Annotated in this window: 6 protein-coding genes; 1 reads left to right on the forward strand and 5 read right to left on the reverse strand. The window is 47.2% G+C overall.

Annotated elements, in window-relative coordinates; genetic code table 11:
- Window positions 1-20 precede the first annotated feature (20 nt).
- From ABIO93_RS23165 to ABIO93_RS23180, 4 genes are all read right to left on the reverse strand, one after another.
- Complete coding sequence (locus ABIO93_RS23165; protein WP_348072120.1) at window positions 21-1,070, reverse strand: SusE domain-containing protein; 1,050 nt, start codon at window positions 1,068-1,070, stop codon at window positions 21-23.
- A 98-nt stretch (window positions 1,071-1,168) separates the two neighbouring features.
- Entirely contained in the window at window positions 1,169-2,713 is a 1,545-nt protein-coding gene (locus ABIO93_RS23170; protein WP_348072122.1) for a RagB/SusD family nutrient uptake outer membrane protein, read from the reverse strand.
- A gap of 11 nt (window positions 2,714-2,724) precedes the next feature.
- Window positions 2,725-5,715 carry a TonB-dependent receptor gene (locus tag ABIO93_RS23175; RefSeq protein WP_348072124.1) on the reverse strand — a complete coding sequence of 997 codons (2,991 nt, stop codon included), beginning with the start codon at window positions 5,713-5,715 and terminating at the stop codon, window positions 2,725-2,727.
- A gap of 250 nt (window positions 5,716-5,965) precedes the next feature.
- Window positions 5,966-7,864 carry a helix-turn-helix domain-containing protein gene (locus ABIO93_RS23180; protein ID WP_348072126.1) on the reverse strand — a complete coding sequence of 633 codons (1,899 nt, stop codon included), beginning with the start codon at window positions 7,862-7,864 and terminating at the stop codon, window positions 5,966-5,968.
- Window positions 7,865-7,974: 110 nt separating this feature from the next.
- On the opposite strand from ABIO93_RS23180, the gene ABIO93_RS23185 reads away from it, so the two are divergent.
- Complete coding sequence (locus tag ABIO93_RS23185) at window positions 7,975-8,589, forward strand: hypothetical protein (RefSeq protein ID WP_348072128.1); 615 nt, start codon at window positions 7,975-7,977, stop codon at window positions 8,587-8,589.
- A 210-nt stretch (window positions 8,590-8,799) separates the two neighbouring features.
- On the opposite strand, the gene ABIO93_RS23190 is transcribed toward ABIO93_RS23185, so the two are convergent.
- Complete coding sequence (locus ABIO93_RS23190) at window positions 8,800-13,137, reverse strand: T9SS type A sorting domain-containing protein (RefSeq protein WP_348072130.1); 4,338 nt, start codon at window positions 13,135-13,137, stop codon at window positions 8,800-8,802.
- Between the last annotated feature and the right edge of the window lie 49 nt (window positions 13,138-13,186).

The raw sequence follows: 13,186 nt of genomic DNA on the forward strand, positions 1-13,186 counted from the left end.
ATGTTGATGAATACTGGTTTCTATTTTAGTTTGGTAGCCTTATAAGTTGGGTTAGCATGGTCTTTGACATTTAATTCAAAATTCCAGGTACCCGCTTTTACGCCAAAGTTTTTACCACCGTCTTTCAATGCGCCACTGGCCGCAATAGGGTCCGGCTCGGCTGCTGCTGCTGAGCCAAGATTCGCGCCCCAGTCATCATTGAGCCTGAATTTGACCTGGCCATCTTTCAGGACAACATTGTTCAGGTACCACGTTTCCGCCCCGGGATCGTAGCTGAATTTCTGGTCTGGCTTATCGCCCCATCCGGTCGCTGTGGCGTCACCAACAATGCCCCAGAAAACGCCTTTTTCAATCTTGTAGGTCAGCGCTACTGGATTGAATGTGATCTTGTAGCTGCCTTTTGTGACTTTAATGTTATCGCCTCCGGCTTTCAGTACTCCATTAGCCCCGCCATAATTGACAGCCCAGTCGTTATTCTCACGGAATTTCATCTCGCCATCAATCAGGTTTACGTAAGCTACGAAAACATTAGGAACTTCCGTTTTGTAAAATGGCAGATCCGGTGAAGCGCCCCAGTCATTAGCAGCACTCCCAACCACTCCCCATTTCGAGGTAAGGTCCAGTTTGACTGAATAAGCTGTCGCTTTCAGAATGGCGGGAATGGAAGTCAGTACGGTGGCTGCACCAATGGACGAAGTTACTTTGATATCAATCTCACCAGCTGTACCGGGAGTCAACCCAAGGCCGATCAGTATGGCATTCAATTCAGAGGCCTTGAACACCTTCGTTTTTCCAGAACCTGCGGAAATGGTTGCAGCTTTGGAGAAATCAGCGCCTTTTTTATCAATCAGGATCGCATTACTGGCGGCAGCCTGATAACCAAAGTCAGTCTCCCAGGAAACAGTAAGCACATCGGCATCCGCTTTATCCTTATCCAGCATCAGTTCACTGGAAGACAATTTCACTACCGGCACCGCGCCAGCATTCAGAACAGCAATATCCTGCTCCTTCTCACATCCCAAAGCAACAATCATTGTTGCCAGGAAAAATATTTTAGTTAGTGTTTTCATAGTTTCGAAAAAATTGGGAGGAAGACTTTGGCAGTCGGCAATCGCCATTGGTCTGTATCAAAAACCTGAAAGCTGATTGCCGAAAAACGATTACCATCCTAATATCCCTGATTTTGTTTTAGTGTCGGATTTGCAACGAGGTCAGTAGCGGCGAGAGGGAACAAGGTCCGGAACGCTTCCACGTCTTTTCCAGCTTTCACCCCGCCTTTCCAGGCCCAGTTATATCCTGTGGTGAATTTCCCAAAACGGATCAAATCCGTCCGGCGGTGTCCTTCCCAGAATAACTCCCGACCTCTTTCGGCTAGTAAATTGTCCAGCGTAAGAGCAGTCAGTTTCGCAGCGCCCGCACGGGTACGCAATGCATTCACGAGCGTGAGCGCCAGCGCCCCGTCACCCGCTCCGCCGCGCACCACCGCCTCCGCATACATAAGGTGTGCGTCCGCCAGCCTGAAAAGTTGAAAATCCGTATCGGTATGGGTCAGGTTTTTACCCGGCTTACCGTCTTTTTTGACATTTTTCCATTTCGTCACTGCATAACCATCTGTGAATGTGGTAATGTTATCTATTTCCAGATTTTGCCCGCTGCTGTAAAACAAGGCTCGTTTATCAGCCTTATCTGAGAAAAGTGCGACCAGTTCTTTGGTAGTACGGAAACCGCCCCAGCCGCCATCCACCCCAAAATCGGTCGGGTTCATAGTACCGCCAATCGACGCGTGGATCAATGTCGTGGTACCTCCCCAGGTCTGAGTTTCATTTCCGTCAAAATTGATCGGGAAGATAATTTCCTTGGAAGTATCATTGTCTGCGAGGAAGTTATGCTGATAATCAGCTGATAACACAAAACCTGCGTCGATTACCTTTTTCGCATATACTGCTGCTTCCGAGTATTTCGCCTGACCCGTGTACACTTCTGCATTCAGGTATAATTTGGCCAGCGTCATCCACGCGGCGGCTTTATCAGCACGGCCGTATTCATTGGTCCGGGCATCGGGTAACTCATTTTCCAATGCTTTCAATTCGCTTTCCAGATAAGAAAATAACTCCGCACGGGTCGCCTGCTTAGGCAAAGCAGAGCCCACCTTATCCGCCTCGGTAACAAGGGGAATGCTCCCAAAAAGATCGATACCATGTGAGTACACCAGCGCCCGGATGAAACGCGCTTCGGCACGGAAATTCTTGATATCGTCGCTGTTTGATATACCCCTTGCACTAAGCTTTTCATCAGTTGTTTCCCGCAGGAATTCATTTGCAACCGTTGCCTGATATAGTATCCTGGAATAAAACGCAGAGCTCCATTGGTTCGAGGCAGTCCAGCTCATTTTGTGAAGATCCGGCAGCCCGGGGTCACCCCAGCCTACGATCGCCTCGTCGGTAGGGAATTCCTGCAAGTACCAATACACCCGCATATAACCCTGAGAACCACCATCATAATTTTTCAGATCGACATCATCGTCTTTTGGTTTGATGCCTGAAACGGCAAGGCCAGCATATAATTTGGCCAGTATCTGCTTGTAGCTGGCTGGATCCTGGTATACCAGTTCGGAGACTTCTCCTACATAAGGCTTGGTATCCAGGTCTTTGCAGGAACCCAGGGCTAGCAATGCAGCGCCGGTGTAAACCATTGATTTGAATATATTTTTCACGATTTTCTGATTTAGAAGTTTAAGTTCAGCCCCAACGAGTAAGTGCGCGGACGCGGATAGACCTGCTTGTCTATACCTGTCGCTATTTCAGGATCAAGGCCTTTGTATTTGCTAATGACAAACACATTCTGCGCTACCAAACTCAGCTGCGCCCGGATCTTTTTGTTTTTGAACAGATGATCCAGATTATAGCCAAAATTGATGTTGTCCATGCGCAGGAAAGAGGCGTTCTGAACATAGTAGTCAGATAGGATCGATTGGTCGGTCCTGGCTTTGAAGCCAGTCTCCAACACATTGGCGGACAGGTTGTTGATATAATTACCTGTACCCGTCAAATTCTGGTAAGTACCACGATTGGAATACACATTATTGTAAGCATAATTGCCCACATTCGAGCGCATTACAAAACCAATACTTGCCTTCTTGTAAGCGACCTGGGAGCTGAAACCCAGAAAATAATCAGGTGCGGCAGCCTGGTAGCGGTAGCGGTCCAGCTCGGTGATCACGCCGTCCCCATTCAGATCCTCAAAAGCACCTTCGACAGGTGTCCCGTTTTCGTTATAAACCTGTTTGTACACAAAGAATGCATTGGGCTCAAAACCAGTAGAATGCACCTGTCCGTAATTTCCGGTCCCGCCATCGATACTCTCTACCAAAACTCCTACATAAGTAGGGTTATTGACTTTGGTAAGGGCTGTGATCTTTCGTTTATTGTATGTAAAATTAGCGCTGACATCCCAGGTCAGAAATTCCGTCGATATCGGAGTGTAGTTCAAAACGACCTCCACGCCCTTGTTTTCAAGGCTTCCGACATTGGTAGTTACTTTATTACTGAAATTAGATCCAGCCGCAACGTCAATTTCATTGATCAGATCGGTCGTTTTTTTGAGGTAGAAATCAATGCTACCCGATATCCGTGCTTTGCTCAAACCAAAATCAAGGCCCAGGTTCGTAGATGCCGTCTGCTCCCATTTGATGTCCGGATCGTAAGCATTCGGGCGCAGCACGCTTACAAATGTGTTACCAAGCTGATATTTGATACCCTGGCCTGGTGTATAGGCATTCAGGTAAGGATAATCACCGGTTGAAAGGTCCTGCTGACCGGTGATCCCCCATCCTGCGCGCAATTTCAAGTCTGAGAAAACATCGTCCCTTGCAAATTCCTTATTGATTTTCCAGGCCAATGCCACCGACGGGAATGTTCCCCAGCGGTTCTGTTTTGCAAACCTGGAAGAGCCGTCGCGACGCACGGTTACGGTCGCCAGATATTTATCATTCAGCACATAATTGACGCGGCCAAAATAGGACAACAGCGCGTAATCCGTTTTGAAATAGGATTTAATGGCCGGAACATCGGGATTTCCGTAAGTAGTGCCGTTCTCATTTTCTCTTACAAATCCCTGATTTTCAACCCCAGCCATTACGTTAATGCTCTGAATGCCAACCTGTTTGACGTAGTTAAGATAAAACTGGTTGGTAAAGTTCTTGCGGGACTGGGTATAGTAGCCTGTCGAGCCGTTATTTGTGAATGAGCTGGCAGAAACCAGCGGGGACGAGAATTCATCACCATCCGTATCGGACTGGTCCACACCAATATTCCAGTTGGCCCGAAGGTCTGGCAGAAAATGAAACTTGTAGTCAAACTGCACATTGGCGATCACACGCTTCAGGACAGCCTCATTGCTTTTCAGTTCGAGTAAAGCCAGTGGGTTAGAGGGGGCTTGTGACTCGATATTTCCCTGTGGATTCAACCATTGGAAATAACCACCGAACTTTTCGTTTTCTGTATGAACGGGCTGTGTTGGATCATATCCGATCGCACTTCCGATAGCGCCTTCGTCCGCGAAATTGCTTTTGGTCGAAGATGCTTTTACATTGATATCGATCTTCAAATGATCTTTGAACAACATAGGCGTAAGACCCAGCGAGCCGGATGTACGCGACATATCGGAGGTTTTCAACACACCATTTTGCTTGGTATACTCCACTGAAACACGATAGGGAATGCTTTTCAAGGCACCTGTCAGGCTCAGGTTATTGCCAGTACTGTAAGCCGTCCGGTAGATCTGATCCTGCCAATCAGTGCTGGAAGTGCCCGGAAGTTGCTTCTGTGCATCGGTACCATAGGTTCCGATCGCCGTTTTGAACTCGTCCGAAGAGAGCACATTCACTTTTTTCGCGATGGTACTGGCAGAGAACAATGTTCCAAAATTGACCCGGAGCTTGTCTTTTTTATTTCCTTTTTTTGTCGTGATGATGATCACACCATTCGCAGCCCTCGAACCGTAAATCGCCGCTGCCGAAGCATCTTTGAGAACATTGAAAGACTCAATATCATTTGGATTGATAAAACTTAATGCATTTGCCGCACCCTTAATGTCGCTATTGTCCAGAGGAATGCCGTCGACCACAATCAGAGGGTCGTTATTGGCGCTCAACGAAGATCCGCCACGGATACGGATGCGACTGCCCGAGCCGGGAGCGCCACCATTGGAAGTGATCTGCACACCGGCAAGTTTGCCCGCGATCAGTTGATCGGGCGTCACCACATTACCTTTTACAAAATCAGCAGAACTGATGGAAGTGATCGCTCCGGTCAGGTCCTGCCGCTTCTGCGTTCCGTAACCCACCACTACCACTTCCTGTAATACTTTTGAATCCGAAGACAGCTTTACATCCAGATTGGTCTGGTTTCCTACCTGAACTTCCTTTGTCAGCATGCCCACGAAACTGAACACCAAAACCGATTCCTGAGAGACGCCATTCAGCGTAAATCGCCCGTCCATGCCGGTCTGCGTTCCATTACCCGTTCCTTTTACCAAAACCGTCACTCCCGGTATGAGGGAGCCGTCGACATCGTCCTTCACAGACCCGGCAATCTGGTTTTGCGCCAGGGCCAATTGTCCTGTGAGCATCAGCATCAGCAGCGCCCATGCCACCTTCGGTTTTGTCAAGCCGGAAGACAGGAATGTCTTACCGGGAAGCTTGTAGATTTCTAACATTACTTTGCGAACTTTTAGATTAAAATTTGGTCAGGTATCATCTTACTTCACACTTTTATTTAAAATGTTCTTGCAAAAGTACCAGTCCGAGACATCCAAGTCGCGCCACTTTATAAATCCAGACAGAATTTTTATGATTATGGAGAGTCGATACTAAGTGTTTGATTCATAAATATTTGGAGACAAAAAAAGGTGTCCACTTTATAATGTGGCACCTCATTTTTCTTAAAAACGTGAAGCAAGCGGAATACTAATCTTCCAATCTGGACTCAAAAAAGTACTCTCTCGGCGTGCTGCCTGTCATCTTCTTGAAGGCCCTGTTAAAAGCGGTTTTGGAATTGAAGCCTACCTCAAAAGCGATGGCCAGCATTGTGAAATGTTTGTTCCTCGGATCCTCGAAACGCTCTTTGAAATCCTCGATCCGGTATGAGTTCACGAAGTCAAAGAAGTTCTTTTCGTATGCTTCATTGATCACCTTGGAGAGCAAATGCGGCGAGATTTTGACCTTGGCAGCGAGCGTTCCCAAGGTCAGGCCGGGGTTATGATGTGGCTTGCTTTTTTGCATATAAGTACCAATCTTCTCTTTCCATTCCTGCAAATTCTGGTCGGAAATGTCGGGCGTTTTTTCGTTTCCGGGGATGGCCAGGCCATCGCTTGCAGCATTTACCACTTCCTCGACGCTGAAAAAAGGAGTGGTATGATCACTGGCAATCTTGAAAATTTCAGGCTGGTGAATGGCAAAATAGCCCAGAAAATAGGGAATTAAAGAAAAAACCAGCCAGATAAAATCCACACTCCTGCTGGTAATGTAGCTGGTGTCAAAAGGAAAGAAGTTACCCACCGCGGACAGCACCCCGGAAAAAAGCCAGAATACCAGGCAAACTGCCTGAATGATCAGTACGGTCGATAAATATTGCAGATTTTGTTCGTCGGAAGCGAGTGTGGTATACTGTCGCTTATAGGTAAAGATCATGTTCCTGCATTGAAACCAGTACCAGGTATTACTCCCCAATGCAATGATGCCGCTGATGATATAAAGCATTTGTAAATCGGGGGAATGGTTCACTATTTTGAGCTGCAACACTTTCTTTTCCGATAAGAAAAAAGGCATATATGCCAGCAGCTGGGCAAGCGGAAGCAGAAAATGCAGCCACCATTTGTCGGGCAATGTTGGTGTTTTGAAAAGGAGTTTTCGAATGTAAAAGAAAAATAGCGGCGCGTAAAGGAAAAGCGCAAAATCGGGTATAAGCAGCATCTTGGTGTAAGTCTGGGCTACATCCTTGTAATCGCTGACCACTCTGATACCCACCATCACCGCAATGAAAGCAATTGAAATCACGAGCCAAAGGTTCGCCTTTCTGTTGTAATCCTGAATGCTCGGAATCGCGACGATCAGCAGCAGACATTGGAAGGCGGAAAACAACAATAGCAGATCATAAAGCGAGAAAAAGTTGAATGTGCCCGAAAGATCTTCCCAACTGATGATCTCAACCGGTATGTTATCGATTTTATTGATCGTACTTCTGAACAGTACCCGATTGGGACGTGCTTTACCATTCTCTAGTCCTTCCACATTTTCCCAGTCCCCTCTTGTAAACTTGTACTCAAACCGTTCCAGATCCGAGACAACTGAAATTCTGAAAGTATTATCGATCTGCCGTTGCAACCGGTAACTTTCGTCGGCGGGATTCCAGTTGTTGAAATTCCCCGTGATGTATAGGATCGCGTCTTTTGGTGTGTTGGCAGGAAGTTTATTGACAACAAACCGGTAAGTCGGCTTTGCTTCCCAGCCTGAAATAGTGTCCCTGACGAGCTTGGGAGAAGCAGCCGCATTCTTGTTGTAGCTACGGTCTGCGCGGCTCGACCTGTCCGCATTACCTTCCACAAGGCCCCAGCTACCCTGGGTAAATTTATATTTGAATTGGGTTAATGTATCGGGTAAGTTGATAAAATAGGTACCGTTCTCCTGCCTCGTGAGCTCATAATTGAGTCCTCCCGGCTCCCAATGATTAAAATCGGCGGCCAGAAATATCCGTTTGTTTTCAGTAATGAACGGGGCAACATTTACCACTTCCAACCGGATTTGCGCAGCGGTGACACCGCATAAGCCCAGCAGGCAGTATAAGAAAATGCAAAATCTTTCATTCATCACTGCATTGGTCTATTTAATGCGTCGTTGGTCTATTCTCAATGGCGGTACGGTTATCCGACGCTTAGCTTTACAAACAAAAGTGACTCCGGTTTTTATAAATAACAACCATGAACGGAAAAAAAACAGGCGGTTGTCTGCTATTGCTTGTCATTGCCGTCGCCCTGAGTTGGGGGGGTTACGAATGCAAATATCATTACAGCAAATGGAGCGATTACCGCAACAGCCCTTGGGCATATAGCGATGATGCAGAGGCAAAACTACTCGTTGGTCGCTGGGAAGGGTCTTTTGTTGATCCTGATCAAGTGAAGAAAACCATCAGCCTTGAAGTATTGGCACCATTAACCGATGAAGAAAGGGGTGAAAAAGCTAGCAAACGCTGGAAAAAAGCCAGCTACTCCACTCGAAACAAAAACCGGTTTGACGGAATAGCGAGCGTGACCAGCAAGCTGGGAACTGAGCAGTACGAGATCAACGGTCACGTGGAAAAAGAAAATATGCAAAAACTCTCTTTCGGATTTCAGCCGGTTGACGAAAAGAAGAGGATTTTACCCAATTTCACACTTTTTGAGGCCAAAAATGGAACCTGGGATATGGACAAGCTTACTACCACGCTCAATTTTAGTTATCATTGGGCCGATGGGTCGAGCCATTGGAACAGTGCCGACCCCAGACATGCGAAGCAAGTGACCGTCAACCTCAAACGCGTTTCAGTCGACCGCTAACAAACAACCAGATTTCAATGCCGAATTGCGTGATCTGCCTTATTTACTGCGACCAGTCGGTGAGGCCAATGCTCTGCATTAGCTACTCATGTAACAGGACCGTAAATCAGTAACAATAAAGGAGCTGGACTGAGCCAGCTCCTTTATTGTTTAGTACTTATTCATAAATGGCGATTATCGCATTGACCCTTACGACAGATTATTTCAATGCTATCTGTTTATTAATACTTTCTGCTTGCTGACCGTCCCATTTTTGTGAATGATGGACAAAATATAGATACCAGCAGGCAGGTCCTTCACCTGAATTGTTTTAGCAATACTGGCACCAGACTTGTACACTTTTCTGCCTTGTACATTGTGCATTTCTATTGCCGACACCTGGTTCCAGTCTGAACTTTTAACATACAACTGATCAGAGACCGGGTTAGGATAGAATTCTGATTGCATTGGTATATTGAAGTTGACACTCACAATGCTACTGTAAGCATAGGTTTGATCAAAGTCAACCATTTTCAGACGGTAGAGGTTTTCTCCGGCTGACGGCTCTTTGTCGGTGAATGAATAAGCCAGGACGGTGGCGCTTTCACCATTCGATTTCTGACTTCCTATGCTCCGCCAGCTTTTGCCATCAACACTGTGTTCAATGTCAAATTTCTCGCTGTTGGTTTCCTCGCTGGTTCTCCATTTGAGCAAGATCGTATTTTCCTGTTTCGCAGCGCTAAAATCAATCAATGTCACCGGTAAAGAGCAGTCTTTGAAAACAGAAAGCGTTGTCGAACATCCTCCATTGGTAGCCGTAAGGATCGCAGTCTGATTGTTGGGGATACCAGTTACCTTGTTTCCATCTACTGTTCCTTTATCCGAGGTTACTACCGCGCCGGGTGATGCTGTGAAGATGACAGTATAGACCAGCAAATCGACTGAGCACTGGTATTCGTCACCACTCAGAACAATAGTAGGCTTTTCACTCACGGTAAGCAATGCTGCTGTTGAAGTACTGCCTGTGCAAGGATTTGAAACAATGCATTGATATTCAGACTGATCATCAGTTACAGGCACACTGGTCAGAGACAAGGTCGCTGAATTGGCAGTAGCATTATCAGCCAAAAGTATATTCGCAAATGAGCCGCCCGAAGGTTTTTTCTGCCATTGGTAAGTCACGCCGGTCGCACTTGTCGCAACTGTGAATGATGCATCCCCATTGACACAAATGCTTTGCGGGTCCGGGTTGTCGGTAAGAACGGGCGCTGGCGTGGGTGTTACAGTAACCGTAAAAGAGCAGGTAGGCGCTGTTCCTATTCCATTCGAGGCGGTTACCAATACAGTGGTTAAGCCTGATGGAAAATCAAAAGGAAACGTGATTGGATTTCCTGCGACCGTGTAGGCAATGGTAGGTGCAGGGCATCCGTCAGCGGTGGCTGCGAAGGTCTGTGAGGAAACACAGGTTCCCGGATCAGGGTTAACGACCACATTCCCTGGACAGAAAGTAATCACCGGGGTAGATGTTACCGCTGTAATCGTAGGGTTATTGCTACCGGCAGCACCGGGATCGTCTGTCAATACGGAAGTAAAATTCGAACCTGAAACTGTTCCCTGATTTGAAATTTCACAATCAGAGGTCGGAATGTTTGCATCAATGGTAACCTTGAATTTGATCATGACATTTTTGTTGGCCGGGATGCTAAATCCAGTTCCGGTACCATTTACGGTCACTGTTTCTCCTGATAAGGTCGATTGCTCCCTCGCAGGGCTGCTAGTATTTTCAGGCGCTTCCTGGATAGTTACCGGTACGCTTGCTGCTTGGGTAACCGGTGCTTTGGCCACTTCCTCATCGGCAGCTCCAATTCTGCCGCCAGCCAGCTCCTCTGCTGCCATCCGGGCGAGTGGTGACACGTTTGGAACAGCGCAGGTCTGGCCGAAAGTAAAAAATCCCTGGCCACTTTGAGAAGCTCTGTTGATAGGTGTGTTACCACCATTATTCCAGACGTCCTGTATGGTTCCACCCGACCCCTGCACCAAAATAGTAGTTTGATTGATCAGACCTGATCTGATCCTGGCTGCATTCAAGGTTGATGACGCCACGACTATATCATTATTGGTGACATTAGCGCACATGACAATCGAATTGGTCGGAGCGGTTCCGATCGCATTGACGTCTATTCCGTAGAGCGAGCCGGGGTTTACCTGATTAACATTATTGTTATTAATGGTAAAGTCACTTCTTGCACCGGCTGTCGACACACCCGAAATATTCATACCGGAAGCGTCAAACGAATTATTAATTGTGTTGTTCTCAATTTTCAAAACACCGCGTGCTGTGGTCCCTTCCGCGTAAAAACGGATACCGGATCCGCCTCCTGCAACTTTGGTTACGGTATTCCCGGTCACATTTCCTTCAAGGTACCCACTTGAAAAAGCAAAGAAGTTAAGACATGGACCATTATTGTAGTTCGATGTGTTATTGAGAACATTAAATTTGGCGGTCGCATTGCCCGAAGCTGCAATATCTATCCCGGTTCCTACTTCGCTGCCTACATTGATGGTACTGCCTTTGATATCTGCCTGGATAAATGAGGTATTGTTGGCATACACTTCTACACCGGAAGTTCGGCAGCTGAGGAATTGACAACCGTTCTGGATCTTTACATTCATAGTGGAAGTTCCACGTCCTTCTACCTGCACTCCCGGCCCATTGTCAGCATTCGAAAATGTCGAATTATCGATCGTAAGCAGTGTCATGTTAACGTTTTCATTGCTGAAATAAGCGGCCCGACCACCCGGATCATCGAAAGTACTATTGGTGATAGAGTTGGTTCCCGAGGTATTAATCGCGTAAATACATCCCTCTTCGCTCTGCCCCTGGCTACCCGACTTCCCGACCGATCCGTTGGTGAAATTGAAGTTGCTTACTGTTCTCAAATTGATCCCTTCCTGAACCACTGTTCCACTAATAATGATCCTGTCCAGGGATAAGCCGGCAACATTATTGGCATGTATGGCTGCGTTCGCATTACTATTGTCCAGAGCACTTGGTGTTGAACCTTCTGAGGTGTTGGCATTGGTCAGGTTCATGTTTTTAAGCGTTATCCCTGCCGCATTGATCAGTTCAACGCCTCTGCCGGTTATGCTCTGTATCGTTCCGCCTGATCCTAAGGTTGTTCCGGTACCTGTTACCTGAAAAGTTCCGGTGGTACCCGAAACGGCTATTCCTTTTGAAGCAGTAGTACTCGAAACAGAACTGAATGTGACATTCAGAGCAAGAGAGTTACCAGCGATGTCAATGGCTGGCACATTGGAAGATGATATTATTCCGCTTGATATTTTCAAAGCTCCTCCCGTACTGGCAATTTTAATAGGGCTGATTCCTGAGGAAACGGATGAAGATATTTCGGTAAAATCTGCTGCAAGAGTCAGATTCGAAAGGTTAAGAGCACTGCCCGCTCCCGTCAGGTCTACTTCTTTGATGGTAAGCGTTCCCGCAGTAGAACCCGCTATTTTCACCCCGGTTCCCGAAGCGCCGACACTTAGTCCGAGAATGGAATTGCCGGCACCTGTGTTGATCACATTGGCGCCGCCCGAACTGGTCAGTATAGGTTTTGTACCACCGGTGCTAGGGAGAAGATTGTTTCCGTTTGGAGCAGGCAGACCGGTAATGGTCAAAAGGGATTCGGTTGCTCCCTGGCCAATCAGTTTCTGCTGACTGAGCAATGTAACCGGCCCTGTGTAGCTACCCGTGTAAAGGAATATGGAATGACCTGTTTCTACATCGTTAATGGCCTGAAAAGCGGCAAGCGTTGCAAAAGGCTTAGCCAGCGTTCCATTTGCACCGGCAGGGCTGGCAGCGGAATTAACAAACCAGATCGCGCCAGCCGAGCTAATGGTAACTGTCGCGACGGAAGTAAGTCCCGAACCGTTTTGCAACGTATATGTGAATGTATCGTCGCCCACAAAGCCGGCCGCAGGCACGTAGGTAAAGGCTCCTGTGGTTAAATTCATGGTCACATTGCCCCCTTGTGTGGTAGCAATATTCGTTGGTCCAACAATGCTTAATACTGATCCGCTCGGACTGATGTCATTGGTTAATACGCCGCTGCCAGCTGGTATATCAAGCCCCACATTTCCAATCGTCGTATAGCTTTCTTCCACCGCAATGGGACTGACTTTTACGGAACCTGGTACTAATGTGGTATTAGCGTCGATCTGGTCGGTGAATACTACTCCTGTGGCAACAGTTCCGCCATTTGATATCGTAACAGTGTACTCGAGTTCGTCGCCGGCCGAAGCTCCCGGCAACCCGGTGTCATTCGTTAGCGCGGCAGTGTTGGTCGCAGAGATACCCGGGATCAGAAACCGATGGTTGGTTGGCTGGGTAGGTTTAAGCGGGGAAAAAGGTAATCTTTCTTTTTTCACGGCCAATGCTTGGGGATTCTTCGCGTTCTCGGCTAGCTTTTCTGTTTTTTGAAATTGGTCACCTGAAAAGTTGCTGATGAAGTGGGTCCCCGATGCTAGCAGGGCTATCCCTGCGAGAAATAGGTAAAAGTTTTTCATGAATATTTAATTAAGGCTGAGTTGAGCTAGTAACATTGTTGTTATTTCA

Source organism: Dyadobacter sp. (assembly GCF_039919315.1).
Lineage (GTDB): Bacteria > Bacteroidota > Bacteroidia > Cytophagales > Spirosomataceae > Dyadobacter.

Excerpts from the sequence above, each read along its gene's own strand:
- ABIO93_RS23165 (WP_348072120.1), bottom strand. The coding sequence starts at position 1,070 with ATGAAAACACTAACTAAAATATTTTTCCTGGCAACAATGATTGTTGCT.
- ABIO93_RS23175 (WP_348072124.1), bottom strand. The coding sequence starts at position 5,715 with ATGTTAGAAATCTACAAGCTTCCCGGTAAGACATTCCTGTCTTCCGGC.
- ABIO93_RS23180 (WP_348072126.1), bottom strand. The coding sequence starts at position 7,864 with ATGAATGAAAGATTTTGCATTTTCTTATACTGCCTGCTGGGCTTATGC.
- ABIO93_RS23185 (WP_348072128.1), top strand. The coding sequence starts at position 7,975 with ATGAACGGAAAAAAAACAGGCGGTTGTCTGCTATTGCTTGTCATTGCC.
- ABIO93_RS23190 (WP_348072130.1), bottom strand. The coding sequence starts at position 13,137 with ATGAAAAACTTTTACCTATTTCTCGCAGGGATAGCCCTGCTAGCATCG.